We start from the raw sequence: 25,881 nt of genomic DNA, 5'->3' as shown, positions 1-25,881 counted from the left end.
GGTGGCCGGGTGATTGCGATCGACTGATCATGATCGGAAAGTTGTCGGCCGGTTGCCTGCGCCGCGCCAGGAGGTGTCCTGGATCGTCCGGCGGTTCCCGGAAACTTTCCGCGGGCTCGCCGATGATTGCCGGATTCTGTTACGGTTTAGTGCGTTTCATGGCGTTGAGGTTAGCTGCGGCAACACGGACTGATTGTGGATCGCTATGACAAGGTACTCGGCACGAATCTCGGGAATGCTGGTCGCGTTCACCGTTGCTGTGGTGACTGCTACCACCGGTGCCGCGGTCGCGGAGCCCTCGAATCCGGCAGGTCCCTCGACGGACGTGCCGATCAATAGCTGTCCCGCCTTGTACGCGTTGGGAATTCAGGGCACCGGGGAGTCCTCGCCCGACGCGGCGACCACCACCGACACCGGGATGCTGTCGACGGTCTTCCGTCCGATGCTGGCAAATGCTCCCGAACCGGGACTGGTCGATCGAGCCTATGTGCCGTACGAGTCCGCATTCGGTGGCGCGACCGCCGGTGGCGTTGTGCCGTATTCGGAGTCCGTCGCCGGCGGCCTGGCCCGGTTGCGCAGCATGGCGAAGACCGTCGCAGATCGGTGTGGCGACTCCCGGTTCGCGGTGGTGGGGTATTCCCAAGGCGCACATGTCGCGTCGATGTTCGCGCAGGAGATCGGCCAGGGGCGTGGCGTGCTGCCCGCCGAGAAGGTCGCGGCGGTAGCGCTGTTCGGCGATCCGACCCGCAATCCCGGTGCGCCACTGTTCCCCGGCTCGCCGGGCAAGGCGACGCCCGATGCGGCGCCGGGTACTTCAGGCGATCAGCTGGCCTCGATCACCGCACTTGCGCAGGCGCCTGCCGCGGGCGGCGGTATCGGCCCCGATCGGGACAGGGCGGCGAATTTCGGCGCGCTGACCGGTCGTGTCGCCAGTTTTTGTACGGCGGGCGACCTCGCCTGCGACGCACCGCAGGGTGCGCCGATCCTGAAGGCCGTCGCCAATGTCGTCGGCCAGGCCGAGCTCAGTGGCGGTGACCCGATCGCCTCGCTGGTCTCGATCGCGCAAGCGCTGGCGTTCACCTCGATCAAGACGGTGACCAAGGTCGCCAACGAGGACGTCCAGGGCAACTCGATCGCGAATCTGTCACTCGCGCCGAAGAAGTCGATCTCCCAGCGGCTGGCCGACGCGGCCGATCCGCGCACCCCGCTGGACATCCCCGGTGCGATCCAGGGCCTGCTGAAGGTCGGCATGATCGGCCTGAGCTCGGTGGTCACCGTGGTCAGGGCGGTCATCAGTCCCGCGGGCATCGGAGAGCTCGCGACCGCGGGGTTGTCGAACCCGGCGGCCGGGCTGCTGCTGTTGGGGACGAAGCTACTCGGTGCCGTTCCACAATTGATTCCGCCGACCACCGGTGTCCGGCTGGTTACCCAGGCCTTCGACGCGGTTGTACAAAATATCACCGACAACAGCGAGCTGCTCGACATCACCACGTGGACCAGATACTGGGACACCGTCCAGCGGCACACCGGATACGGGACCGCGGCGGTTTCGGCCAATGGTGAAGCGCCGACCCGGTTCGTCGCCGACTGGCTCGCAGCGGTCGCACGCGATGTGGCAGGTAAGTTCGGTAGTGGCGCCACGCCGCAAGGAGGCAGCGACAGGCCGTCGCCCGGATTCTTCGGAGAAAGTTCCGGCGCGTCGACTGTGCCGAATTCGTCCGGTACGGGACAATTTCCGTTTGGGACGGGAGCCGATGGCGCCTCATCCGGAGGCGAGACTTCGGTACCCCCCGCCGATCGACCCGGCACCGCCAACACCTACCCGTTCTCCACGAACTGATCGCAGAGAGGGTCTGAGATGCGCCATGTGCCTCACTCCGCGGGACGGGGGGAATGTTGAAGTCGTACAAACAGCTGTCGCGTTGGTACGGCCCGCTGGAGCCGGAAACGGGTTCGGCGACCCCCGCTCACGCAGACGAGGTCGGTGTGTCCACCCTCGGTGACGACGACGGCCCGGCCCGATATCCGCATTACATTCTCGACGACGATCCCGATGAGGTTCGCGCCCGCGCGGACGTACCGACCGATCTCCCGTCGGGCCGTGCCGAATTCACCGGCGGTTGGTCGGACTGGGTGTCCGGCCGCGCGCCGGGACCGGATGACGATTACGCACCGCCGAGTGTGGCTGGTGTCGTGCGGTTCCCGTGGCCCGAAGACGAATTCGACGACGACCGTGAGGAGCGCGCCACCGCCGCGGCGGAAGCCTCGCGCGCCCTGCGTCAAGAGGCGCGCGATCACCCGACCTCACGTCGCGCCCGGGCGATCGTGGTGCTCGTCGTCGCGGTCGTGCTGCTCGGCGCTGCCGCCGCGGGCGTGCTGTTGCTGCTGCGCTCCTCCTCCGATCGCGGCGCCGCCGAGCCCACTCCGTCGTCGATGCACTTCGCGATCGGCACCGCGCAGCCCAACGAGGTGGGCGCAGGGCCGAATTACGCGACAAGGCCACAGCCGGGCACCGGTGCCGGCGCGGCCGACGCATGCCCCACCGAACGCGAGGAACGCATCGTGCGCAGCGCCGAATCCGGCGGCACCACCTCGGGTCCGGACGCGGTGCTGTCGTTCCAGTACGGCTACTACGTGGAACGCTCCGGTGAGCGGGCCAGGGAAGTGGTCGCGCCGGAGGCGGCCGTGTCGCCCGCCTCGGTGATCCAACGCGGTATCGACTCCATTCCGGTGGGCACCACGCACTGTGTGCGCGTCGTGACGATCACCGAAAGCCGGTATCTGGTGGAGATCACCGAGTACCGGCCCGGCGGTGTGCCTGCCACGTACAACAAGCAGACGGTCACCACAGCGGTGGTCGACGGCCGCACCCTCATCACGGGTATCGCGGCCGGATAAAAGGAGAGCTGAGGCGATGGGAGAGGACTGGAGCCGCTGGCTCGACGAGACGCCCGAGGAGGGCGAATCGGCGGGCCGACCTGCGCGCGTGAGGGCTCCGGTAGTGCGGCTGCGGCGCGGCAAGCGCGCGGAGAACAGTGCGCAGGACGCGGAGGAGCCGGCACAGCGTCCGATCCTGGTGGTCGGCGGCTGCGGTGGTGCGGGCGCCACCACGACGGTGCTCGGGATCGCGGGCGAGCTTGCGACAGCGGGTAACCCGACGGTAGCGGTGGACGCGACGGCGGCGGGCAGCGATCTGGCGCTGCGCGGCGCCGACGAGCACCTGTACCCGATCAGTCTGCAGTCGTGGTTGTACGGGCGCGGCAACGACGAGCCAGCACCGTTGAAGGAGTGCATGTCGCAGGCGAGCTCGGGGATCGGGCTGCTGTGGCGCGACGCCGCACCACTGCGGCGAAGGGCCACCTATCTGACTGTGGCCCGCGCGATCTACGACGCCGGTTTCACCGGTGTCTACGATGGCGGAAGCCCGATCGCTGGACGTCAGCTGCGGCCACTGCTCGATGACTCCGATGTTGCTCTGGTGCTTGCCATTCCGGCGCGCGCCGATGCTGCCAACAGGCTGCGGGTGACCCTGGAATGGCTCGACGACCAGTTCGGCGACTCGGCGCAGGGGCAGGGCAGCGGCATCGTCGGTGACACGACGATCGTTGTCTCGCACCAGCAGCCCGGTGGCGAGTCACGGGTTGCCGACCATTTGCGTTCTCATCTGTCGGGTTGGGTCCGTGACATCAGGGAGATTCCGTACGACCCCCACCTGGCCCGTGGTGAACTCGTGCGGCACGCGTCGTTGGCCGCGGAGACGCGACGGGCGTATGCGCGCCTGCTGGCCGGGGTGGCATCATGACGGCCGCCATGAAACTTCGTCGTCGACCCGAGCCCGCGCAAGTCGGTGTGGTCGCTCCACCGGAGTCACGGCGCGCGCTGATCTGGGACCGTCCGGTGCCGGGTGTCGGCAGAGCGCCGCTGGTGTGGTTGCTCGGCGTGCACGGTGGCGCGGGAGCCAGTAGCCTCGCGCATGTGCTTGCGCCCGCGGCGGATTCGGGCCGACGCTGGCCCGGTGTCTTCGACCGCGAGTCGCCCTTCGTCGTTCTGGTAGCCAGAGAAACCATCGCGGGATTGACCCGCGCCCACGACCTGTTGCGCCAACACCATTCGGGATTCGCCGGCGCCGCCGAGGTGCTCGGGCTGATCACGGTGGCGGCACGGCCCGGCAGGATGCCCGCCGAGATCCGGCGCTACCGCGACGTGGTCGGTTCGCTGGCCGGTCAGGTATGGCAGGTGCCGTGGTATGAGGAGTGGACCCTCGTCGAGCCGGAGAATCTGCCGGTCTGGGCGCCGGGTGACGCGCTCCCGCCGAAGAAACGAAAGATCGACCCGCTCGAGGAAGTTCCGCTCGAGGTCCGGGAGCTCGGCACCGATATCCTCGCTGCGGTGCGTGAAAACCTGGATGCTGCTTCATCTTTCGACGATGGGCCAGAATAATGTTGATATTCAGCGCCGTCCCGGACCGTTGACCGCCCACTTTTTCGAGAAAGGCACCCGATGAGCACCATCCTCCTCGCAGTGCAGGACGCGTACGGCACTGTCCTGGCTCAAGTCGGTAACCCGACACCAGAGGCGCCTCCCGGCTCGGAGAAGATCCTGCAGCTGGTCCGGTACCTCACCTGGTTCGTTCTGCTGTCGGGTATCTGCGGCATCACCTACGCGGGCGGCAAGTTCGCGTGGGAGAAGTGGACCGGTGGTGGGCTGGAGTCGCCCAAGATGGTGGCCGGAGCCATGATCGGTGGCGTCGTCGCGACCAGCGCGGGCACCATCATGAACGCCGTCATCGGCACCTGATGGGGGCGATGTCTACCGTGCGGGTCTCGGCAGGTGAGCTGCTCGCGTACAAGCAGATGCCTTCCGAGGTGCTGCAACCTTTGATGCAGCTGTTGAATTGGCTGCTCTGGTTCGTACTGCTGGTGTGCCTCGCCTGGATGATCGTTTCCGCGGGAAAGCTGTGGAACTCGTTCCGCAGCGATCTCGCGATGAACGACGCCTCACACGGGGTTTTGATGAGCCTGCTCGGCGCAGCGGTGGCCAGTACCGCGTCCGGGATCGCGCTGGCGTTCCTACCGACGTGATGACGATGAACTCCACGCAGACACGGTCCGAGCACACCGTGACCCGAAACGCCGTCCGCGCGTCGCGACGCGGTGCTCGCGGGCCCACCGCTGGTGCGGTCGGTGTCGTGTTGCTGATGGCGGCGGTCGGCTGCGGTGGCGACGGCGACGGCGGCCCGAAGCTGGCCGCGACGCCGACGCACGTGCGCTGGCAGCCGTTCCAGGGTGTGGCACTGCCGCACGCGGAGCAGGGCCCGAAGAAGGAGGCCGATGGCGCGGCAACAGGTTTCGAGCATTCCCCGCCCGGCGCAGCGCTCGCCGCGATCATCCACACGGTGCGATTGTCGGTAGCCGCGGACAACCAGTGGTCGAAGGTAGTGGCCATGGAGGTGGTGCCGGGCACTGCCAGAGACGAGTGGTCGGTCAACCGCGTGCAGCTCTCGATCAGTGGGTCCGCTTCGGTCGAATACGCACCGCGGTTGCTCGGCTACAAGATCATCGAATACTCCGACGAGCGTTCCGGTGTCGACGTCTATACCGAATATTCGGACAACTCGAGAGCGGTCAACCACACCACCGTCGAGTGGTACGGCGACGACTGGAGATTACGACTGCCCGACCCCGAATCGACTGCCCGGCCCATCGAGGCGGTCGACGCATTACCCACTGACATCGTGACATTGGAGGCACCGAAGTGAACGAGAAGGAGTCGAACGCGCGCGATCGCGTCTCCTTCGGTGCCATCGCGTCCGCAGCGGTGCTCGCACTCATCGTGATCGTCGGTCTTGTCATGTACCTCGGCCGCGATACCGGTTCGGATGGCGGCAGCGGGCCGGTCGCCGCGGCGGGGTCCGGCGCGTCCGGGTTCGCCGATCCCGAGGTCGATATCTTCGGTAGGCGGGTCGATGTCCCGAATGATCCTGCCGGACAACCGCTTCCGCAGCAGCCGAGCGACCAGCGCAAGCCGTCGGACCCGGATTGGCTGACCGCCGCGCCGGAAGGCACCGCGGCGCCGCACGGCTGGCAGCGGATATACGGCGCCTCGGTGCCGTTCTCGACCTCCGATGGTCCCTCGCACATCGAAGACGGTCTGGCCGTTGGCTATTCGCACACCCCGCAGGGATCGGTGCTCGCCGCGGCGCAGATCACCTACCGGCTCAACGCCAGGCCCGCCGACCGCGATCTGTATGTACGGCAGGTGCGGGTCTCGGCCCAGCAGATCGCCGCCTACGACAAGGCGTTGTCGCAGGACCGATTGCCAGAACAGCAGCCGGAGAAGGTGACTCGATACTTCGTCGCCTCGGACGCCTTCAAGGTGGAGAACTACGCCGACGACCTCGCCATCATTCGGCTCGCCTCACGCGGGCCGGTTGTCGACGGCAAACAGCTGTGGGCGGCGCTGCGCCTGGTGATGGTATGGGACGCGGGGGACTGGCGACTCAAGCCCGCCACGTCCAACAACGCACAGACCGAGTACGTCGAATCGCTTGCGGGGTGGACGAAATGGTGACCTACACCGAACAGAACGCGCCCATTCAGTCCGCGAGAAAGGCTCGAGAGACAGTTGACCGATTCCCTGCGAAGCATCGAGGGGTGGACACAATGGTGAGGCGTGTCGTCACAATTTTCGCGGTCATCTTCACGGTGATGATCGCGACACCGACCGTGGCCTACGGTCAGACCTACGGATTCGACGAGACGTGCAACGAATTGCACGACACCCTCGACAATGTCGGTCTGCCGGGAATCTCGCTCGGCGATGCCGCGTCGGCCGCGTGTAAGGCGGGCAATGCCGCCTCGCATCCCGGCAGCGCGGCCACCGCGGTCAAGGACAAGGCGTGGGATTCGACCTTCGGCAAGGTCGTCGATTCGCTGATGAAGGGTCTCGGCGAGGCCATCATTCTGGCGTTGACGTTCTGGATGAAGGTGCCCAACGAGGTGGCCAGCGATGGGGGGTCGTTGTTCACCAAGATCAACGATTACACCTATCAGGCCCAAATATTGCTCTTGATAGCCTCGGTGATCCTCTCCGGCGCCAGATTGGCCGAGGCCAGACGCGGCGCCGCGATGAACGAGGCGGCCGAATCGTTCCGGATGTTCGCCAGGGTGGTGTTCAGCTCGTGGATGCTCGGCGCGGTCATTGTCGCGGGCACCCAGGCCTCGGACAAGTTCTCCGAGTGGATCATCAACGACTCGACCGACGGCAATGCCAAGGACCTCGCCGAGCTGATGGTGAAAACCAGTAAGCTACAGGCATTCTCGCCGGGCCTGGTGCTGATCATCGCCATCGTCGGATTGCTCGGCGCACTCGCGCAGATCATCCTTGCCATTGTCAGACAGGGGCTGCTGATCATCGCGGCGGGCGTATTGCCCTTGGCCGCAGCGGCTTCCGGTATGAATGTCGGCAAGACCTCGTATCAGAAGCTGGTCGGCTGGATCATCGCGTTCATGCTGTGGAAACCTGTCGCGGCCATCGTCTACATGATCGCGTTCACCACCGCGGGGCATGTGGACGCGCTGACCGACACCTCCGGACTGCCGGAAGGTGATCAGGCGCAACGCATGCTGGTCGCCATCGTGCTGCTGTGCAGTGTCGCGTTCGTGCTGCCCGCGCTGATGCGTCTTGTCACACCCGCGATCGCGGTCGTCGGTAGCGGTGGCTCCGGTCTCACCGCGACCGGCGGTACCTTGCTCGCCGTCGCCGGTCTCGGTGCCATGGGCACCAAAGCCGTTGCGGTCAAGAGCGCGGCGGCTCCTGGCTCGGCGGGCTACGTCGGTGGTGCGGGCAGTCCGCCGCCTACCCGTGGTGGTGGCGCGGGTCCCCGCCCCGCCCCGCCGCGTGGCGGTGGAGGCGGAGGCGGTGGTGCCGGTGGCGGCGCACCGCGCGCCTCCGGGTCCGCGGGCTCCGCGGGAGTACCGTCCGGTGCGGCCAGAGCGGCCGGCCGTGTCGGCGCGGCACGTGCCATGACGGCCCCGCTGACCGGGGCCGATCAAGCAATGGGTGACGTGGCCGGCGACCGCTGGGCCAATCGTTCACCCGACCTCGGGAGGAGCACCATTCCGCGATGACCATGACGACGAACGATACTTACGAGCGCCGCGCGTACGGACTGTGGCAAAAGCCGCGCAGCGCAGGCCTTTTCGGCCTGCGCTGGGAAGAGACCGTCATCGGCTTCGTCGTCGTGATCACGGCCTTGATCTGCGCCATGGTCGGCGGGTTCAAATGGGGTCTGATCGTGGGCGGCACCGGTGTTGTCGTAATGCTTCCGCTGGTGTGGCGGACGGGGGGCCGCTCCGGCTACGAGAACGGAATTATGATGTTCAACTGGATGCGCTCGCGTAAGAGTGGCGAGCACGTGTATCGCGGTGGCCGTTTCTCGCGGATTCCCGGTGGTGTCACTCGGCTTCCCGGACTGCTCGCGCCCTCGAAGTTGTACGAGGGCATCGACGCGGGCGGGTACAGCTTCGGCATGATCCACCTACCGCAGTTCGCGCAGTACACGGTGGTGCTACGGGCATGGCCGCAGGGCCACGAGGCGGTCGATCAGCCGGTCATCGACCGCTGGGTATCGGCGTGGGGCACCTTCCTCGCCTCGGTCGGCCAGACCAGTGACATCGTCGCCGTCGTTCCGGTGATCGACACCGTGCCGGAGACCGGAAACCGTTTGCTCACCGAGGTTTCCACGATCACACGGCCCGACGCGCCGGAGCTTGCCCAGCAGGTGATGTACGAGCTGGCCACCGAGCTGCCGCAGGAGCGGGTGCAGCTGCTGCCCCGGGTGGCGATCACCTTCAAGGCGACCACCGCCGAGCGTCGTAAGAACCCCGCGGAAGAGGCGGTCGAGATCGGCCGCAGGCTGCCGGGTATCTGTGCCGCGCTCGCGGAGGCCGGTGTGCGCGCACAACCGATGTCGGCCGACGAGGTCATCTCCTTCATCCGGCGCAGCTACGACCCTGCTTCGCAGGCCGACCTCGAGGTGGCGGCGGGCGAACCCGAAGGGCACGGCTTGGATTGGGCCGATGCGGGGCCGGTCTCGCACGACGAGAAGTGGGATCACCTGGTGCACGATGGTGGCCGCTCGGTCACCTGGGAGATGGACGCGGCACCCGAGGGTGCGGTGGACGAGCGCGTGCTGCAGCGGTTGCTCGCGCCGAATCCCGAAGTGCCGCGCAAGCGCATCGCGATCGTCTATCGTCCACACTCGGCCGCCGACGCCGCCGAGATCGTCGACGACGATTTCAAGAACGCGCTCGTCGCTCAGCAGAGCGAGCGTGGGGTTGTCTCGGCGGCCGCGACCCTGCGGGTCGGCGCCACCCAGCAGGCCCGTGAAGAGCAAGCCCGGGGTCACGGTGTGACCCGCTTCGGGGCGTTGGTGACCATCACCGAGCCCCTGCGCGGCGATCTGCCGCGTATCGAAGCCATCACCCGCGACCTGTCCACACAGGCGCGACTGAAGATCCGGCGGTGCTATCGCTATCAGTCGGCGGCGTTCGCTGCCTCGCTCGGCTGTGGTGTGATCCTGCCGGAACACGCGACTATTCCGAAAGCACTGGCGGGCTGAGTGAGCGTAGCGAGCGAACCGAAGACACAGGGCGCGTCGCGCACGACGGAGCCGAGCGCCAGCGAGGCGGAGGAGTGAGCGATTCATGGCACGTGACTACGAGCCACCCGTACGGGAACCGGCGCGGGTGACCGGCGACGATCGGCCGGGTCTCGAGGAAGTCGCCGATCGGGAACGGCGATCGGCGCACGAGGCGGCCGAGCGTCGAGCGCGGGCCGGAGCGGGCCGCGCCGATGGCGCCCGTCCCGAGCGGGCACACCCCGAGCGGGCCCGCGCCGAGCGCCCGCATGCCGAGAACGGCCGTAATGAGCGCACTTCCGCCGATCGTGGCGAGGGCAGGAACGCGCGGCCGCAGCGTGAGGGCGAACGCCCCGCGCGCGGTAATCGGCCGGTGCCGCCGCCCCAGCGGACCGGAGCGAAGGTGGAACGTACTGGTGCACGGGGTGGCCGCGGCGTGCCGCGCCCGGTCAAAGCCGACCGGGTCGCCGACCGTGCGATGGGCACCCCGCAGATGGACAAGGCAAAGCTGAAGGCGGACAAGCGCAGACAGTCCGGCCCGAAGCTGCTCGACGACATCACCAGGACCAGGCTGGAGGGGATCAGCCGCGAGCAGACGGGGCTGCGCGCGGCATGGGCGACCTTCAAGCTGCGCACCGACGAGATCCGCCGCCGCAATTACGCCGCCCGCGCGGAACAGACCTTCGAGGACGGATTCGACCGCAGCACCGCGCAACTCACCGATCGCGGCTACGCGGGGCCGGGCGGCGGGCGGATGAACGTGGTCGGCCGCCCTGTCGAGTACCGGGCAACCACCGCCCAGGTCGCGGGCTTGTGGCCGTGGTCGGTCGGCGCGGGCGCGCCGTTGATCGGTACCCCGCTCGGTTCTCACCTGCACACCGGCGCACCGGTCTGCTTCGACCCGATGAACTGGTTCATGCGCGGCAGTTTCATCACCGCGCCGAGCCTTTTCGTGCTGGGGCTCAATGGTTTCGGTAAGTCGTCGCTGGTGCGCCGAATCGTGCTCGGCGGCGTCGCGCAGGGCATCACCCCGCTCATCCTCGCCGACGTGAAACCGGACTACCGCAAGTTGGTGGAACTGGTCGGCGGCCAGGTGATCGACCTCGGCTACGGTCACGGCAAGCTCAATCCGCTCGCCGCGGGCGTGCTCGGCTCGGTGGTCCCGATGCTGGACGAGTTGCCCGCGTTGCAGGCACAGGTGCTCCAGGATCTGCGGGCCAGGCAGGTGACGCTGGTGGCGGGTCTGGTCGAGTTGGTGCGCGGTGCGCGAGTGCGCGACTACGAGGAGACGCTGATCGCGACCGCGCTGCGTGTGCTGTACCGGCCGGGCAGCGGCTACACCCCCGACCAGCCGCCCATCATGGAGCATCTGCTGGAGGTGATCGTCGAGGGCGGTGAGGAATTGATGCTCGACGCGGGCGCCGACAACCCGGACGAATACCAGATCGCGATCAAGGGGTTGCGCCGTTCGCTGCGCGCGCTGACCCAGGGTCCGTTCGGCGCGATCTTCAACGGCCAGACCACGGTGCCGATCGATACCAGCGCCGTCGCGGTCTGCATCGATGTCTCGCACATCCCCACCGGCGACAAGAAGCTCAAGGCCGCCGTCATGTTGGCCTGCTGGGCTGATGGATTCGCCTCGGTGGAGGCCGCGCACGTGCTCGCCGACGCCGACCTCGGCGCGCAGCGCTACTTCCAGGTGGTGATGGACGAGCTGTGGCAGGTGCTCGGCCTCGGCGACTTCATGATCGACCGGGTCGACGAGCTCACCCGTCTGCAGCGTGGCATCGGCACCGCGCTGATCATGATCAGCCACACCATCAAGGACTTGCAAGCACTCGGATCGGAAGCGGCGATTGCCAAGGCCCTCGGTTTCCTGGAGCGGGCGCGCGCCAAGATTTTCGGCGCGCTGCCCGGCGAGGAGATCAAGCGTCTCGACAGCACCATTCCCTTCACATCCGCCGAGGCGGAGATGGTGACCGGATGGTCCGCGCCGCAAGCGCTGACGGGGGAGGCACTCAAGCCGGGCCAGCTACGACCGTCGCCACCGGGCACCGGCAAGTTCCTGTTGAAGATCGGTGAGGATCGTCGACCGGGCATCCCATTCCATATGGAATTCACCCTCTCGGAGAAGGAAAGTGGAATACACGACACCAACCAGCGGTTCAGTGAATTCACCGAATCCACCGCGCGTGGCTCGAGATCACCGAACGGGAGTGCCGCATGAGGGTTGGTGCGATGGCCGTGAGATGGTGCAGACCCGTGGGTGCGTGCGGGAGGTGGACCGCATGATGCCGCATCGGTCCTATCGGCGAGTGTCGCCCGAGGTACGCAATGCCGCGGTGGAGCAGGTCGCCGCGCTGACCGACAAGCTACGCAGCGAATCAGAGGCGTGCAGGGTGGTCGCCGAACAGATCGGTGTGCACACGAATTCGGTTCGCAACTGGGTTCGCGCCGCCGAAGGGCCGAGCCTGGAGCGGTTGGACGCGACGGCGCTGCGTCGCAAAGTCATACTGCTGCAACAGCAATTGGCCGCGGCCGCGGAAATGAATCGCACACTCGCCGACACCCTCAATCAATCGCGGCACCGACGGTGATGGTGCCGCGGTGACAGGGCGCTCCATCCTATGGGTTGCGCTCGGTGCGGTACTCGGTCTGATGACCTTGGTGGTCGTGATCGTGATGCCCGCGGTTGATGACGAGTGCGAGAGCTACTCGGTGCTCGGGTCGTCGCAGGCCATGCTGCCTCCGCCGGGTGGTTACGCGCCGGGTGACCCCCGTGCCGCTGCCTCCTCGGCTACCTCGACGAATCCCTCCGTTACCGAGACGAATCCCTCTGTGACCCAGGCGAATCCGACGGTCACCGGCACGCCGTCGCTGGCCGCAGGTAGCGGGCCGATCCGCCGCACACTGCCGCTCGCGGTGGGTACCTTCACGGTGTCGGACGTCTTCGGTGCGCGCGGTGGCACCCACCTCGGTATCGACCTTGCCGCCACCGACGGCACCACGATCTACTCGGTGGCCGATGGTCGCGTCGTCGCGGCCGGTCCCGCATCGGGTTTCGGTAACTGGGTCGTCGTCGACTCGGTGGATACCAACGGCCGTTCGTATTCGGCCGTGTACGGCCATATGTGGGATACCGGCGTGCACGTGCGCGTCGGCGACACGGTGACCGCGGGCCAGCCGATCGCACAGGTCGGCTCGGCAGGTGAATCCAGCGGTCCACACCTGCATTTCGAGATCGTCCCCGGTGGTCGCTTCACCGGTGGTCGCCAAATCGATCCGATGCCATGGCTCGACGGCGCACCGACGCCGGATGTCGGTGGCGCGCGCGCCTTTTCGAACGATCCTCGGTGCAGTCGCGGTTTCGGTACCGCCGGTGGCGCGCTGGCCGTCGGCAAGGTGCCGCCGGAGCTCGAAATCTGGTATCGCCGTGCCGGTTCGCTGTGCCCGCAGATCACCCCGTCGCTGCTGGCTGCTCAGGGCAGGCAGGAGTCCGGTTTCCAGCGCGGGGCGAACTCGCCCGCGGGCGCGCAGGGCCTCGCGCAATTCCTGCCGGGCACAGCGGCGAGCACGAACCCCGATGACGGGCAGCCGTATGTCCTCGACGCCGACGGCAATGGCGTTGCCAGCGTGTGGGACGACGGCGATGCGATCATCGGCCAGGGCCGCTACATGTGCGCGATCGCGCACAAGATCATGGCCTGGGAAGCCGACGGCCGAGTACACGGCGACGTCACCGCGCTGACGCTCGCCGCCTACAACGCGGGCGAGGGGGCGGTGCTCGCCTCCGGCGGTATGCCGAATCAGGTGGCGGCGCACTACTCCGAGACCCAGCCCTACGTCGCGAACATCTTGGCGATGGAGCCGCAGTACCGCGCGCCTGGTTCGCTCGGGCGCTTCACCCCGAAGGATGGATCGAGCGGGGACAACGTGGTCGAGGCCGCGCACGAATGGCTCGGCCAGCCGTATGTGTGGGGTGGTGGCGGGCCGCAGGGACCGAGCGGCGGTGGCCTCGACGGACCCGGCCTGACCTCGGCGGCGGTGTTCGCGGCCTCCTCCGGCGCCGTGACGCTGCCGCGCACCGCCGAACAACAGTGGGAGGCGGGTATCGAGGTCCCGATGGGCAAACTGGCGCCGGGCGATCTGGTATTCAGCGCGTTCGGTCCGCGTGGGCCCGCGCTGGTCGGAATCTATTCCGGCAATGGACAAATGATCCAGTCGGTGCCCGGTGCGGACGCGCGGACGCGCGGCGGCGTGACCGAGGTCGCGGTGCCAGGCGACGCTCGGGCCAGGAGGGTGTTGTGAACAGCGGGGGCATCAGGGGCAGTGCACACGCCGAAGCGCCGGAGGCTGTTGCGGCGCCGATGTGTCGGTCGCGGCGACTAGCCTTGAATGACCGATTAGTCTTGGATGACAAAGCGAAATTCCGCGCGAAACTGGTGGTGATGCTGGTGGTGAGCGTCGCGATGCTCGGTGCTTCCTGTAGTCGCGCAGATGGCGGTGACGCGGGTTCCGGTGGGGCGCATCCCGCTACATCCACGCCCAGGTTGCTCGAGGAAGCGCCCGCGCCCGATCCGGTCACGCCGGACGGTGTTGCGGTGACCGCGCTGAAGGAGATCTATACCTGGGAACCTGCCACCGAGGATCAGGGTGCTTCGTTGACAAGGGCCAGAAAGTGGCTGGGCCCCAGCATGATTCGGATGCTCGACAGCTCGCCGACCGGGCTGGAGACGCCGAAGGCGACACTGCAATGGGCAGATTGGGCCAGGGCGAAGGCACGCGTCGAGGCATTCACCTTCGCGGCCGGTGACAAGCCGCCCGCAGGCGCGGACCCGAATATCCAACAATTCAAGATCGGTATCGAGCAGACCGTCGTCTACCCGAACCAGCGCAAGGAAAAGTTGCCGCCCGCCACGGTCATCGCCACCGTCGTCCGTACCTCGGACGGCTGGCGGCTCGACGCATTCCGCTGATACCAGCGCAGACCACACGCACGGACCCGAGGAGGAGGCAACATGGCGAAGAAGAAGAAGGTGGTGGATCCGGCCGTGGTCGGACCCGATATCACCCTGTACATGATCTACGCCGGTTTCGCGATCCTCGGGACCCTGTGGATCGCACTGCATCTCGGCAACGCGATGGCGGTCACCCGCCAGGACATTCCGGTCAACCCGATCGCCATCGTCGCCGACATCGCTCGCGGCAACCTGCACTGGCCGCGCGCGTCGACGGTGATCGTGCTGCTGGTCGTCGCGCTCCTGTTCGTCTATATCTTCGTGCGCAAGCAGCTGACGAGACACAAAGGCAAGGGACGCCTGTCCATCGACGACAAGGCCGATGTGATGGGCAGCGGCGGCGCCATCACCGCGCTCACCGAGGCGGGCGTGCGGGCCAAGGCCGAAACTCTCGGCGTGCGGCTCGGTTACAACGACGCACCCGGCGTGCCGATCGGCATCGGCGTCGCCGACGGGGTGATGCTCTATGGCTCCTATGAGGACCTGCACCTGGATATCTGGGGTCCGCGCCAGGGCAAGTCGACCTCACGGGTGATTCCGGCGATCCTGACCGCGATCGGTCCGGTATTGGCCACGTCGAACAAGCGCGACGTGGTGGACGCGACCCGGGATGTGCGCAAGGCAAAGGGAAGCCCGACCTTCGTCTTCGACCCGCAGGGTGTGGCCGGCGAAGAACCCACCTGGTACTGGGATCCGTTGGCCTGGGTGGATGCTCACCACGACGGCGCGGAAATGCGGGCCGCACGGCTGGCAGGGCACTTCGCCGACGCGGACAACGGTTCGGACTCCACGAAGTCCGATGTGTTCTTCGACCCGGAGGCCGAAGATCTGCTCGCCGGTCTGTTCCTGGCCGCGGCGTTCGGTGAGTTGCCGATCGTCCAGGTGTGGGACTGGGTAACAGATCCCAATAACTCGGAGCCGATCGAGCTGCTGCGTAATGCCAACAAGCACTACACGGCGTCGGGCCTTGCCATGCAGTACAACGCCGACCCGCGAACCAAGAGCGGCATTTTCGGTACCGCGAAGAAGATGATCCGGTGCCTACAGCTGTCGAACGTGCACTCCTGGATCCTGCCTGGCGATAACAGGGAACAGTTCGACGAACTCGGCTTCGTCGAGGCCAACGGCACCCTCTACAGCCTGTCACTGGAAGGGCGCGGCTCGGCGGCGCCACTGGTGAGTGCGCTGACCGAGGCCGTGATCGATGTGGCCATGCGTAAGGCGTCGCGCTCGCCGCACGGTCGCCTGCCCATTCCGATGCTCGCTGTGCTCGACGAGGCGGCCAACGTGGTGCGCTGGAAGGATCTGCCCAAGCAGTACAGCCACTTCGGGTCGCGCGGCATCGTGGTGATGACGGTGCTGCAGTCGTGGGCGCAGGGTGCGCGCTGCTGGGGTGACGCGGGCATGCTGGCGCTGTGGTCGGCGGCCAACGTCAAGGTCCTCGGCCCTGGCGTCGATGATATGAACTTCCTGCGGGATCGTTCGGAGGCGATCGGCGAATACGATGCCGTGTCGTCGTCGGTCTCCGAATCCAAAGGCGGCAAGAGCTATTCGCGCTCGCTCGGTTCGTCGAAGACGTTCACCGCGCACGGATTGGCGACCCTGCCGCAGGGCCGTGCGATCGTCTTCACCTCCGGCCAGCCCGCGGTGCTCGTCCGCACGGTCCCGTGGTGGGAGGGCGAGTACGCTGCCGACGTGAAGAGGTCGATCGAGCACCATCTCCCAGGGCGCAAGACCGAGATCGTTGACCTGATCGGTTCGCCTTCGCTGACCAAGGTCACCCAACCACCGGAATACGGCAAAACCGAGGAGGTCCGGCCGCTGTGACCGAACAGCCGCAACAGCCGATGATTTACACCAACGTGGTGGAATTCGTCGAGAACTATCTGAGCCTCGTCTACCGCCGCCAGGTGACCGACATCAGCGAAACGGTGTGGTGCCCCGAATGGTGGAAGCACGCCGAGGCGGTGGCGCGGCTGGATGCGCTGTGGCGCGCGTGGGAGCACTATCGGAATCAGCCGAGTACCGGGCTGAGCGTCTGGTTCCTCGACCACGCCGACCCGCACATGACGAAGCTGTTCGATCCTCGCGGGCCGTTCAAGTATTGCAGTGTCCGCAACGGGCACAAGGACATGCTGAGCCCGCTGCCGCTGAAGTCCCCCGACCGGGGGATGTTCGATGGTGATCCGACCGTCGGTGATTTCCGCATGTGAGCGAAACCTGAAGCCGCGCAGGACTTACCGGCCCGTGAAATGACGAAACGCCCGCTGGGTCAGCGGGCGTTTCTCATGTATTACTGGCGGACGCGTTCCAGACCACGGGATTCCTGCTCCCGGCCCCTGGTGGCAGTCGCGCGGGCCTCTTCGCTGCGGACGCGGACCGCTTCTTCCGGCGGCTGGGCTTGCCCTACCTCGATGAGCATCCGTACCGCCGCCAATTCCGGCGCGATACCGATCCTGGCGAGATGTGCCGCGATGGCGGTGCGCCGTTCGGCCGAGTCGTACCTGACGAGTGGTTTGGCCATGGCGGACGCGGTGGCGGCCATGCGGCTCGCCTCGGCCTGTGCCGCGAATCGGTCCTTCTCCAAGGAGATTCCCTTGGCGGGCACCGGATTCTCGACCATTCTGGCCAATTCGAGGTTGCGCGGGTCCTTGGCCTTCGAGTCGCGCGCCTCACGTATCTGAAGCTCTCTGGCTTCCTTCGCACGAGCCTCGGTCACCTTGACCCGAGCTTCGGCTTCTTTCTGACCACGTTCACGGGTGCGCAGCGCGACCAGCGTCGCAAGCTGCAACATTGTCCTCATCATGGCCGCAGTTTCCCGGCCGATGTCGTCCAGTTCCTCGGACATGGCTGCTCCCCGATGCTGCAGTGATCACTATGGATGTTGTGGTTCTTCGTCACGGACACCGCCACGCGAACTGTAGTCTGTCCGACGCTGCCCCGCCTGCAATCTTGAACATGCGAAGCACTCGTGGCGTGTCATTTCTTACGACGCTACGGGAACTCCTTGGTTCCAGATTACCCGAGAAAGCTCGCCCCAATCGCGCGGGCGGGCCGCTTAACAGCATATATCGCACAATTCCGGCACGCAGCGCAACGGGCCGTAGGATCTTCGGTTTTAGCCCACCCTTACCGGATGATTAGGATCGCCTAATAGACGCAGCCGACGAGGTCTATTCTTGGACCCGCACACGGCCGGAGCGAAGGCGGAGGTACGCCTTACTCCGGGTCGACTCGAGTCCATCGCCGGGGACGATGGACTCGAGTCCGGGCAGTCGCGCAACTCAGTCCAGGCGCACCGAAGAAATGACCACCGGGAGGGTCGGCTTGCCGTCGCCGGGGCCGTTCGCGTTGTCCTGACCGCCCTTGGCGATCTTGTCCAGTGTCGCGAGGCCGCCCTCGTCGACGGTGCCGAAAATGGTGTACTGCGGCGGCAGTTCGGAGTCTCCGTACACGATGAAGAACTGGCTGCCATTGGTGCCGCCGCCGTCGGGGCCGGGACCCGCGTTGGCCATCGCGAGTACGCCGCGCTTGTAGGCGACCGGCTGCGACTCCGCGGCCGGATCGCCGGGCGCGTACTGATCGGTCGGGTACTCGTTGGCGAATTCGTAACCGGGGCCGCCCATTCCGGTGCCGGTCGGGTCACCGCACTGCAACACCTTCAGGCCCTCGCCCGCGGTCATGCGGTGGCAGCTGGTGCCGTCGAAGTAGCCCTGGCCCGCCAGGCTCGCGAAGCTGTTCACGGTGCACGGCGACTCGGCGTTGTTCAACGTCAGGCCGAGGGGGCCCTGACTGGTCTCCACGCTGAGGCTCACCTTGGCGTTGGGGCCGTCGGTCAGGATGCCCTCGGTGCGCGGCTTGTTGACCGGCTTGTCCGCGGGCCGCTGACCGTCGCGGTAGGTGCAGTTCACCGAGGCGGGCTTGGCCTGCGCGGCCGGCGGTGCGGCGGCCGAGAGTGAGGCGTCCTTGGTCTCGGAGGCGGCGGTGGTGTTGTCGCTGTCGTCACCGCGAGTCAGGAAATAGACGCCGGTGACCGCAGCTACCGCCACGACGACGCCGAGCACGGACCCGGCGATCGTGAGTTGCTTGCGCCTGCGCGTCCGATCGGCCCGGTTGGCGAGCTGGCGTTCCAGCTTGCGTTTCGCCGTTGCTCGTCGTTGTTCGTTGCTCGGCACTACCACGTTCCTCCCGTGTCCGTGTTCATGCGGCCACCATACCGTCAGCATTCTGTGAGTCACGACGCGCTTTGGCGCGGCCGCGCGAACCAACGGTGTGAACGGCGGCCGCGCGTTGGCTGAGCGTCATCGCGCGGCCGCGCTTCAGTGTGACCTGCGCTACAGCCTCAGTGGGCACCGCTGAGGCTGTAGCAGAAGACGAACGGTTGGGTGCCGTCGTTGAACCAGGCGTGTGCGGAACCGTTTTGGATCACGCAGTCGCCGGGGTGCAGCGGCACGTCGACACCGTCGTCGGTTCGCAAGCGGCCGTCGCCGGACAGTACGACCACGAAATCGACGGTGTGGGTGGTGTGTATTCCCGGGAACCGCTCGTCGAAGGTGGCCATCATCCCTGGCAGCTTCTCGTCGGCTTCCGCGATGGCCGCGACCATCACCTCGGCGGGCAGATCCGCGGGCGGCTCGTAGCTCAGCCCTGGCGGAATGGAGATGAAACCGAAGCGCAGGCCGCCGGGGCCAGGAAAGAACATGCCGTCCGCGGGACCTTGTGCCGCGGTCACCGGCAGGGTCGTCGGCTCGTCCAACTCCCACATCCGGTGCACCGCTGCCCCTGGCAACAGGGCGATGGTGATCGGGTCGATGTTCTCGTCGGAAAGAACCTGAGTCTTGCCGGATTCGCTGCGGCCCATCACTATTCTGCGCATCGTTGGGTTCCTCATCGTCGACGTTATCCCTTGGTCGGTGACGATAGAAACGCGGCGGGTGTCCCGGTTGTCTGCGTGCGCAGCAAAGTTTTGGTTATGCGCAAAGCCTCTTTTTCGCCCTGCCGCGGCGAGGGGTTCTATTCTGTGCCGACACCACTGCGTTGCGCGCCGCGGTGCAGAGCAGATCGCCAGGTAGGAAGTGGGTGACGGTGCACGACCGAACCGTCTTCGTCGAGTCCGCGACGACGCGTGTCGCAGCGCCGGAGGAACGTGCGGACTACTGGTCCGAGCTGATCAACTCCTACCACCGTCGCCTCAGCTACGCCTTCCCGCGCCGCACCGATTTCGACGGCCGCACGACGCTGCGGCGCACCGCCGAATACCAGCTCATAGGCTGGGAGTCCGACGCTGTCACCTACTACCGCACCGCGGGAGATGTGCGGGCCGACTCCGACGACGACTACCGACTGCTGCTGCCCATCACCGGGCAGATGGGGCTGCGGCAGGCCGAGGAGTACGCGCGCTTGCCGCCGGGTGTCGGATGCCTGGTGACCATCGATAAGCCCTTTGCCTTCGCGCTCGGCGAAGGAACCAAGGGCCTGCTGATGACCATCCCGCGCCGCGAGGTCGACCACCGCTTGGACCGCGGCGCGCAACCAACACAGCCCACCGATCTCACCTCCGGGCTCGGACCGATCGTCGTCGACCTCGCCGCCGGACTGTTCGCCGAGGGCGCCGTCCTCACCGGACGTCAGTTCGACACCGTCGCCACGCGCCTTGTCGAACTGTTGTGCATGCACATAGTCGGCGATCAGCCGACCGGACCGAGCCACCTCGCCGACCTGGAAACAGCTGTCCGACACTACATCCGGACCCACGCGAGTGACCCCGAGCTCAGCGGCGCGACGATCGGGCACGCTCTGGGCTGGTCTGTGCGGCAAATCCAATTGGCGCTCCAGCGTGCCGGTACCACCCCTCGTGAACTCATCAAGGAAGAACGTCTGCAACTGGCCTATGCGCGCCTGCGTAGTCCCGCGTATCGCGACTGGAGCATCGCGGCTCTCGCCCTCGGGTCGGGCTTCGGGTCCGCAAGCGCGTTCAGCACCGCCTTCCGTCATCGCTTCGAAGCCAGCCCCCGCGATATCCGTCACGGGTGAGCGGCCCGGGGTCGTGTCGCAGCATATTTCTGGAGGCGACTCTCTCGCGTGCCCGTCATCATCGCAGCGACGGAATCGAGAAGAAGATATGCGATTCACGACACTGGGGACCGGGACTGGTTGTGGCAGCCGGATTGCTCGACGCGGTGCCGATGATCGGTGCGATATCGCCGCACTGGGCCCGCTCAGCGTGAATATCGTGCGCCGATTCGGTGATGGATGATAACCGGTTGGACTTGGTGGGCGGTGGTGGTGGAAACTTGTCCATCGTGACCAAGACCAGCAGCTTCTCCGCCCCGAAGGGGGTACCGGACTACGTACCACCCGGCTCGGCCGAGTTCGTCGCGGTGCGCGATGGCCTCATTCGCGCCGCCCGACTCGCCGGGTACGGGCATGTAGAGCTGCCGGTCTTCGAAGACACCGAACTGTTCGCGCGCGGCGTCGGCGAATCGACCGACGTGGTGAGCAAGGAAATGTTCACCTTCTCCGATCGCAGCGACCGTAGTGTGACGCTTCGCCCCGAAGGTACCGCCGGTGTGATGCGCGCGGTGATCGAGCACAGCCTCGACCGCGGCCAATTGCCGGTGAAGCTCGTGTACGCGGGACCGTTCTTCCGCTACGAGCGGCCACAGGCGGGTCGCTACCGGCAGTTGCAGCAGGTCGGCGTCGAGGCGATCGGCGTCGACGATCCCGCGCTCGACGCCGAGGTGATCGCCATCGCCGATACCGGATTCCGTTCGCTCGGTTTGGAAGGCTTCCGGCTCGACATCACCTCACTCGGCGACGAGACCTGCCGTCCGCAATACCGGGAGCTGCTGCAAGAGTTCCTGTTCAAACTCCCGTTGGACGAGGAGACCAAGCGCCGCGCGCAGATCAACCCACTGCGCGTGCTCGACGACAAGCGTCCCGAGGTGCGGGAAATGACCGCGAACGCGCCGCTGATGATCGACCACCTGTCGGAATCGGCCAAGACGCACTTCGAACAGGTGCTCGGCTACCTCGACGCGCTCGGCGTGCCCTACGTGGTGAACCCGCGCATGGTCCGCGGCCTGGACTACTACACGAAGACGACCTTCGAATTCGTGCACGACGGTCTCGGCGCGCAGTCCGGCATCGGCGGCGGCGGTCGCTACGACGGCCTGATGGCCGAGCTCGGTGGACAACCCCTTTCCGGCATCGGATTCGGGCTCGGCGTCGACCGCACCGTCCTCGCCCTGGCCGCGGAGGGCAAGTCGGCGGGCGACCCCTCGCGCTGCGAGGTCTACGGGGTGCCACTGGGCGAGGCAGCTAAACAGCGCTTGGTCGTACTGGCCGCGCAGCTTCGTGCCGAGGGCATCCGGGTGGACCTGGCCTATGGCGGGCGCGGTGTCAAGGGCGCCATGAAGGCAGCGGACAAGTCCGGTGCCGAGCTCACCCTGGTCCTGGGCGACCGCGACCTGGCCGAAGGCGTGATCGGTCTGAAGGTAATGGCGACCGGTGACCAACGCCAGATCCCATTGGACGAGACGGTTACCGCCGTCGCAGCCGCGCTGACCCGTACCGAGTAGTACGGTGCCGAAATACACCGACACTCGTATGAATGTGCTGCCGTGACTGTTGAACCTTCGAATCCTGGGGATTCTCAGCCTGTTTCACCGGTCGGACTCGACCTCGTCGCACCGGAGACATATGAACCCATGCTGCGGCGCCTTGCCCTCGCGGCGATAGGGGTCGGACTCGGCGCCGCACTATTGGCGGCCCTGCTGGTGAGCTGGCCGGTCGCGCTGGTGATCGGTCTCGTCTTCGGCGCGCCCACCCTCGCGTATGCGCTGGCATTGCGGCGTCGGCGAATGTGGCTGACCGGGACCATGATTCACGCGCGCCGCCTATTCGGCGAACAACGCATCGACATCGCCGCGGCGACCGGCGTCGAGGTCCTGGTATTCCAGGGCCGCCTCAGCCGCATCGTGCTGCGGGTGACCGCAGGAGCCGACACACAGATCATTCCGTTGGCCATGTACACCGACACAGGCAGCGGCCGCGAACTACACCTGGTCGGCCTGCGCAAACTGGCCGACGCCCTGTCCGCCTGCCCATTGGCTGCCGCTGTTGCGGTTTCGACGATGCTGATCCACCAGCTGCGCGCCGAGGCACGTGACGCGGGGTTGGGGGAGCGACCGCTGTATCGAGCGGTGCAAATAGCGCGCGAGAAGGACTACGTTTCACCGATCGTGCTGACAGATAGGGAAGTCGCGGCCCTGTGCTGAACTGTGCCGCCGTCGGCCAGATGCGCTGACTCCGAAGAGCTGTGCGGGTCGTCGCGGAGGTGGAGCCGACCTGGTTCCGAGAGGGTGTCGAAGTTTTGGGCGGGGTTACACGGGCCTATTGAGCCGCGGATTCCTGTCGAGTCCGCGGTCCCCACGCAGAGTCTCGTGCGAGTGGACCGCGTCGCCCGCCTGGCTACGAATGGGCGGCCCCAATGGTGCCCGGTTGAAAGATGGTGGGCCGCTGCCGGCTGCGGTTGCCCCTGCTTCGACGGCGTCGCGCGCTGGCGCGTGGTTGTTGATGCACGAGTGCGTGGATCCGTCGAAACGCAGCGAAGGTGCCGAGTGCGATCAGGGGTACGGGTGCAGAGCCTCCGGAAGGCAACTGTTCGGTAGCTCACCACGTGGGTTCGTGGGCTGTGAGAGTCGATAGGGTGGGGATCGAGTGTCCGCCTACCGCAAGGAGTTCGTCGTGAGCACCGCGCCAGTCACTGTCGCTGTAACCGGAGCTGCGGGGCAGATCGCGTATGGTCTGCTGTTCCGGATCGCGTCCGGGGCGATGCTCGGGGCGGATACGCCGGTGCGGTTGCGGTTGCTGGAAATTCCGGCTGCCGTCGCTTCGCTGGAAGGTGTCGCGATGGAGCTCGAGGACGGCGCGTTTCCGCTACTCGAGTCGATCGACGTCAGCGACGACCCGTGGGTGGGTTTCGACCGCGCGAACGTCGCACTACTGGTCGGCGCGCGCCCGCGAACGGCAGGGATGGAGCGCGCCGACCTCCTGAACGCCAACGGCCCGATCTTCACCGACCAAGGTGCGGCGATCAATGCCAGTGCCGCCGACGACGTGAAGGTGCTCGTGATCGGCAACCCCGCCAACACCAACGCGTTCATCGCCATGAGCAACGCCCCCGACGTGCCCGCCGACCGCTTCACCGCGATGACCCGCCTAGACCACAATCGGGCGATCGCGCAGCTGGCCAAGAAAACCGGCACACCAGGAGCCGACATCGCCCGGGTGACAATCTGGGGCAACCACTCGGCCACCCAGTACCCTGACATCACCCACGCCACGGTCGGCGGCAGACGCGCGCTCGACCTCATCGACAACGACACGTGGCTGCGCGACGAGTTCATCCCCACTGTGCAGCAGCGCGGCACCGCCATAATCAAGGCCCGTGGCGCATCCTCGGCGGCCAGTGCCGCCAGTGCCGCCATCGACCACATCCACGACTGGGTGCTCGGCACCCCCAACGCCGACTGGACCTCCATGGCCGTCCCGTCGGACGGCTCCTACGGCGTCCCAGAGGGCATAATCAGCTCGTTCCCGGTCACATGCGCCGACGGCAAGTACACCATCGTCCAACGCCTGGACCTCGACGACTTCTCCCGCGCCCGCATAGACGCCAGCGTCGCCGAACTCGAGCAGGAACGCGCCGCCGTCATCGACCTCGGCTTCGCCAAGCGCGGTTGAGATCTTGTGTTCCGCTGAACTGTGTGCGGTTTTGATGTTCGGCTGAATCGTGTGGCGGGTTTGTGCTCGGCTGAACCGTGCGGTGGTTGTGCTCGATTGAAGTGTGACGCTTTGAGGGCGAAGGGCTCGAGGTCTTCATAGCGAAAGCAGTCGCAGGCTAGATGACCGGTGGCCACCCGTAATTCGGGTATACGCCGACGAGACGAGCCGACACCTATTGCACTGGTGGGTATTCCAGCGTGAGTGGTGAACGTGGATGCGGCGGTGTCGAGTTTGTCGGCGAAGTGCTTGTCGATGTTGGTGAGGAGTGGAGTATCCAGCCACTGGGCATGACCGAACTCGGCGACCGCATTGCGCTCAACCGCCACCCGACTCAGCCGTTCTCGGGTTCTTTGTTGGGTGGGTGGTGTTGGGGTGCGAGGTATTCGTTCGGATGGTGGTAATGGTTGATCCGGGGTGTTTGGTTGGGGTCGGTGGTTTTTGGTGGGATCCATTGCGTGCGTCCGGGTGTCGAATGACCCACCGGTGCCGGGGTGGTGGCCCACTGCATTTCCCCGCTACCGACGAGGCGGTGGTGGGGTTCGCAGGCGAAGGTGAGTTGATCAGCATCGGTGGAACCGCCGTGGGCCCATTCCTGACGGTGGTGGGTTTGGCATAGGTATCCGGGTTTCGAGCAGCCGGGGTGGGTGCAGCCGATATCGCGGGCATGCAAGATGATGCGTTGGTCAGCGGTCGCGATGCGTTTGGTTCGACCCAGATACAGCGGTCGCCCGTTACTTTCGTCGAAGACAGCGAGGTAGTGGTAGGCGTGGGCGGCCATCCGGATCAGGTCATGCATCGGTAGCAGGCTTCCACCACCGGTGACTACCGGTGGCCCGGACACGAAAACTTCACTCGGACCGTGCGCGGGATCGGTGTGTCCGACAGCGTTTTCGAGGTCTTGCAGTGTGGTGGTCACTACTACTGAGACGGGGAGTCCTCGGTGTTGGCCGAGGTTTCCGGAGGAGAGTATCGCCCGCGCTATGGTTTTCAGGGCGTCGTGTTGGCGTTGGCTGCTGCTGCGGTCGTCACGGTCGACGGCCTCGGGATCGGGTTCGCCCTCACTTTGTGCGGGTGTGGTGTCTTCGGGGTTGTTGATGCCGGGTTTGGCGAGTTTCGCGAAGACTGCTTCGAGGTAGGAGCGTAGTTCGGGGTCGGCGATGAGAACGCACTTGCTCATCAGGTCCGGGCCTTGGCGGCCGAGGGTGAAGCTACGGCGCCGCGCTCGGTCGGTGTCGTCGAAGGTGCCGTCGGGGTTGATGATCGTTTCGAGGCGTTCAGCGACTTTCTTCAGCTGGTCCGGTCGTAGTGCTCGGGCGTGGGCGGCGAGTTCGGTTTCCGCGGATTGTCGGGTGCTGGTGTCGACGCAGGCGGGTAGTTGGTGGAAGAACTCCCGCAGCACTTTCACGTGTGCTGGTCCGATCGCGCCGTCGCGTT

At 66.3% G+C, this 25,881-nt stretch carries 24 protein-coding genes; 20 read left to right on the top strand and 4 right to left on the bottom strand.

Annotated elements, in window-relative coordinates:
* Window positions 1–205 precede the first annotated feature (205 nt).
* The 16 genes from ACLMAJ_RS27315 to ACLMAJ_RS27240 all read left to right on the top strand — a co-directional run bounded on the left by ACLMAJ_RS27315 (window position 206) and on the right by ACLMAJ_RS27240 (window position 16,871).
* A complete protein-coding gene (locus ACLMAJ_RS27315) occupies window positions 206–1,840 on the top strand; it encodes a cutinase family protein (RefSeq protein WP_412016712.1) in 1,635 nt (544 codons plus the stop codon).
* A gap of 53 nt (window positions 1,841–1,893) precedes the next feature.
* Window positions 1,894–2,898, top strand: coding sequence for a DUF8176 domain-containing protein (locus ACLMAJ_RS27310; protein WP_412016711.1), 1,005 nt, complete (start codon window positions 1,894–1,896; stop codon window positions 2,896–2,898).
* A 16-nt stretch (window positions 2,899–2,914) separates the two neighbouring features.
* Complete coding sequence (locus tag ACLMAJ_RS27305; protein ID WP_412016710.1) at window positions 2,915–3,802, top strand: MinD/ParA family ATP-binding protein; 888 nt, start codon at window positions 2,915–2,917, stop codon at window positions 3,800–3,802.
* Entirely contained in the window at window positions 3,799–4,440 is a 642-nt protein-coding gene (locus tag ACLMAJ_RS27300) for a hypothetical protein (protein WP_412016709.1), read from the top strand. Before ACLMAJ_RS27305 ends, ACLMAJ_RS27300 begins: the two co-directional genes overlap by 4 nt.
* 60 nt (window positions 4,441–4,500) lie before the next feature.
* Window positions 4,501–4,797 (top strand): hypothetical protein, encoded by a 297-nt coding sequence (locus ACLMAJ_RS27295; protein ID WP_412016708.1) that lies wholly within the window; start codon window positions 4,501–4,503, stop codon window positions 4,795–4,797.
* Window positions 4,798–4,805: 8 nt separating this feature from the next.
* A complete protein-coding gene (locus tag ACLMAJ_RS27290; protein ID WP_412016707.1) occupies window positions 4,806–5,081 on the top strand; it encodes a hypothetical protein in 276 nt (91 codons plus the stop codon).
* Between the two features lie 5 nt (window positions 5,082–5,086).
* Window positions 5,087–5,758, top strand: coding sequence for a DUF8175 domain-containg protein (locus ACLMAJ_RS27285; RefSeq protein ID WP_412016706.1), 672 nt, complete (start codon window positions 5,087–5,089; stop codon window positions 5,756–5,758).
* The gene (locus ACLMAJ_RS27280; protein WP_412016705.1) at window positions 5,755–6,570 is read left to right on the top strand and encodes a DUF8175 domain-containg protein; all 816 of its coding nucleotides are present in this window, start codon (window positions 5,755–5,757) and stop codon (window positions 6,568–6,570) included. The genes ACLMAJ_RS27285 and ACLMAJ_RS27280 overlap by 4 nt, the downstream gene beginning before the upstream one ends.
* 92 nt (window positions 6,571–6,662) lie before the next feature.
* Complete coding sequence (locus tag ACLMAJ_RS27275; protein WP_412016704.1) at window positions 6,663–8,129, top strand: hypothetical protein; 1,467 nt, start codon at window positions 6,663–6,665, stop codon at window positions 8,127–8,129.
* A 2-nt stretch (window positions 8,130–8,131) separates the two neighbouring features.
* On the top strand, window positions 8,132–9,622 hold the full coding sequence (locus ACLMAJ_RS27270; protein WP_412016887.1) for an SCO6880 family protein: 1,491 nt from the start codon (window positions 8,132–8,134) through the stop codon (window positions 9,620–9,622).
* An 85-nt stretch (window positions 9,623–9,707) separates the two neighbouring features.
* Window positions 9,708–11,867: a hypothetical protein gene (locus ACLMAJ_RS27265; protein WP_412016703.1), complete on the top strand. Its 2,160-nt coding sequence runs from the start codon at window positions 9,708–9,710 to the stop codon at window positions 11,865–11,867.
* A 61-nt stretch (window positions 11,868–11,928) separates the two neighbouring features.
* On the top strand, window positions 11,929–12,237 hold the full coding sequence (locus tag ACLMAJ_RS27260; protein ID WP_412016702.1) for a transposase: 309 nt from the start codon (window positions 11,929–11,931) through the stop codon (window positions 12,235–12,237).
* Between the two features lie 10 nt (window positions 12,238–12,247).
* Window positions 12,248–13,948 (top strand): peptidoglycan DD-metalloendopeptidase family protein, encoded by a 1,701-nt coding sequence (locus ACLMAJ_RS27255; RefSeq protein WP_412016701.1) that lies wholly within the window; start codon window positions 12,248–12,250, stop codon window positions 13,946–13,948.
* Window positions 13,949–14,049: 101 nt separating this feature from the next.
* Window positions 14,050–14,616, top strand: a complete 567-nt coding sequence (locus ACLMAJ_RS27250) for a hypothetical protein (protein WP_412016700.1) — start codon at window positions 14,050–14,052, stop codon at window positions 14,614–14,616.
* Between the two features lie 42 nt (window positions 14,617–14,658).
* Window positions 14,659–16,485, top strand: coding sequence for a type IV secretory system conjugative DNA transfer family protein (locus tag ACLMAJ_RS27245; RefSeq protein ID WP_412016699.1), 1,827 nt, complete (start codon window positions 14,659–14,661; stop codon window positions 16,483–16,485).
* Window positions 16,482–16,871 carry a DUF4913 domain-containing protein gene (locus ACLMAJ_RS27240; protein WP_412016698.1) on the top strand — a complete coding sequence of 130 codons (390 nt, stop codon included), beginning with the start codon at window positions 16,482–16,484 and terminating at the stop codon, window positions 16,869–16,871. Before ACLMAJ_RS27245 ends, ACLMAJ_RS27240 begins: the two co-directional genes overlap by 4 nt.
* An 80-nt stretch (window positions 16,872–16,951) precedes the next feature.
* On the opposite strand, the gene ACLMAJ_RS27235 is transcribed toward ACLMAJ_RS27240, so the two are convergent.
* From ACLMAJ_RS27235 to ACLMAJ_RS27225, 3 genes are all read right to left on the bottom strand, one after another.
* On the bottom strand, window positions 16,952–17,506 hold the full coding sequence (locus tag ACLMAJ_RS27235) for a hypothetical protein (protein WP_412016697.1): 555 nt from the start codon (window positions 17,504–17,506) through the stop codon (window positions 16,952–16,954).
* Between the two features lie 436 nt (window positions 17,507–17,942).
* Window positions 17,943–18,833, bottom strand: coding sequence for a peptidylprolyl isomerase (locus tag ACLMAJ_RS27230; protein WP_412016696.1), 891 nt, complete (start codon window positions 18,831–18,833; stop codon window positions 17,943–17,945).
* 167 nt (window positions 18,834–19,000) lie between these two features.
* On the bottom strand, window positions 19,001–19,534 hold the full coding sequence (locus tag ACLMAJ_RS27225) for a cupin domain-containing protein (protein ID WP_412016695.1): 534 nt from the start codon (window positions 19,532–19,534) through the stop codon (window positions 19,001–19,003).
* A 203-nt stretch (window positions 19,535–19,737) separates the two neighbouring features.
* On the opposite strand from ACLMAJ_RS27225, the gene ACLMAJ_RS27220 reads away from it, so the two are divergent.
* From ACLMAJ_RS27220 to ACLMAJ_RS27205, 4 genes are all read left to right on the top strand, one after another.
* Window positions 19,738–20,691 (top strand): AraC-like ligand-binding domain-containing protein, encoded by a 954-nt coding sequence (locus tag ACLMAJ_RS27220; RefSeq protein ID WP_412016694.1) that lies wholly within the window; start codon window positions 19,738–19,740, stop codon window positions 20,689–20,691.
* A gap of 269 nt (window positions 20,692–20,960) precedes the next feature.
* Window positions 20,961–22,238: a histidine--tRNA ligase gene (gene hisS / locus ACLMAJ_RS27215; RefSeq protein WP_412016693.1), complete on the top strand. Its 1,278-nt coding sequence runs from the start codon at window positions 20,961–20,963 to the stop codon at window positions 22,236–22,238.
* A gap of 42 nt (window positions 22,239–22,280) precedes the next feature.
* The gene (locus ACLMAJ_RS27210; RefSeq protein ID WP_412016692.1) at window positions 22,281–22,937 is read left to right on the top strand and encodes a hypothetical protein; all 657 of its coding nucleotides are present in this window, start codon (window positions 22,281–22,283) and stop codon (window positions 22,935–22,937) included.
* Window positions 22,938–23,406: 469 nt separating this feature from the next.
* Entirely contained in the window at window positions 23,407–24,405 is a 999-nt protein-coding gene (locus tag ACLMAJ_RS27205; RefSeq protein WP_412016691.1) for a malate dehydrogenase, read from the top strand.
* A gap of 373 nt (window positions 24,406–24,778) precedes the next feature.
* Here the strand turns inward: ACLMAJ_RS27205 and ACLMAJ_RS27200 are convergent.
* On the bottom strand, window positions 24,779–25,881 hold a 1,103-nt coding region (locus ACLMAJ_RS27200; protein ID WP_412016690.1), incomplete at its 5' end, for an HNH endonuclease signature motif containing protein.

This window comes from Nocardia arseniciresistens (genome assembly GCF_046764875.1).
Taxonomy (GTDB): Bacteria; Actinomycetota; Actinomycetes; order Mycobacteriales; family Mycobacteriaceae; genus Nocardia; species Nocardia arseniciresistens.
Note: the sequence above shows the minus strand (reverse complement) of the source record. Positions and strands in the feature narration are given on the sequence as shown.

What these genes read in the sequence shown, in the direction of transcription:
- ACLMAJ_RS27315 (WP_412016712.1), top strand. Translation starts at nt 206, where the DNA reads ATGACAAGGTACTCGGCACGAATCTCGGGAATGCTGGTCGCGTTCACC.
- ACLMAJ_RS27310 (WP_412016711.1), top strand. Translation starts at nt 1,894, where the DNA reads ATGTTGAAGTCGTACAAACAGCTGTCGCGTTGGTACGGCCCGCTGGAG.
- ACLMAJ_RS27305 (WP_412016710.1), top strand. Translation starts at nt 2,915, where the DNA reads ATGGGAGAGGACTGGAGCCGCTGGCTCGACGAGACGCCCGAGGAGGGC.
- ACLMAJ_RS27300 (WP_412016709.1), top strand. Translation starts at nt 3,799, where the DNA reads ATGACGGCCGCCATGAAACTTCGTCGTCGACCCGAGCCCGCGCAAGTC.
- ACLMAJ_RS27295 (WP_412016708.1), top strand. Translation starts at nt 4,501, where the DNA reads ATGAGCACCATCCTCCTCGCAGTGCAGGACGCGTACGGCACTGTCCTG.
- ACLMAJ_RS27290 (WP_412016707.1), top strand. Translation starts at nt 4,806, where the DNA reads ATGTCTACCGTGCGGGTCTCGGCAGGTGAGCTGCTCGCGTACAAGCAG.
- ACLMAJ_RS27285 (WP_412016706.1), top strand. Translation starts at nt 5,087, where the DNA reads ATGAACTCCACGCAGACACGGTCCGAGCACACCGTGACCCGAAACGCC.
- ACLMAJ_RS27275 (WP_412016704.1), top strand. Translation starts at nt 6,663, where the DNA reads ATGGTGAGGCGTGTCGTCACAATTTTCGCGGTCATCTTCACGGTGATG.
- ACLMAJ_RS27270 (WP_412016887.1), top strand. Translation starts at nt 8,132, where the DNA reads ATGACGACGAACGATACTTACGAGCGCCGCGCGTACGGACTGTGGCAA.
- ACLMAJ_RS27265 (WP_412016703.1), top strand. Translation starts at nt 9,708, where the DNA reads ATGGCACGTGACTACGAGCCACCCGTACGGGAACCGGCGCGGGTGACC.
- ACLMAJ_RS27260 (WP_412016702.1), top strand. Translation starts at nt 11,929, where the DNA reads ATGATGCCGCATCGGTCCTATCGGCGAGTGTCGCCCGAGGTACGCAAT.
- ACLMAJ_RS27245 (WP_412016699.1), top strand. Translation starts at nt 14,659, where the DNA reads ATGGCGAAGAAGAAGAAGGTGGTGGATCCGGCCGTGGTCGGACCCGAT.
- ACLMAJ_RS27235 (WP_412016697.1), bottom strand. Translation starts at nt 17,506, where the DNA reads ATGTCCGAGGAACTGGACGACATCGGCCGGGAAACTGCGGCCATGATG.
- ACLMAJ_RS27225 (WP_412016695.1), bottom strand. Translation starts at nt 19,534, where the DNA reads ATGCGCAGAATAGTGATGGGCCGCAGCGAATCCGGCAAGACTCAGGTT.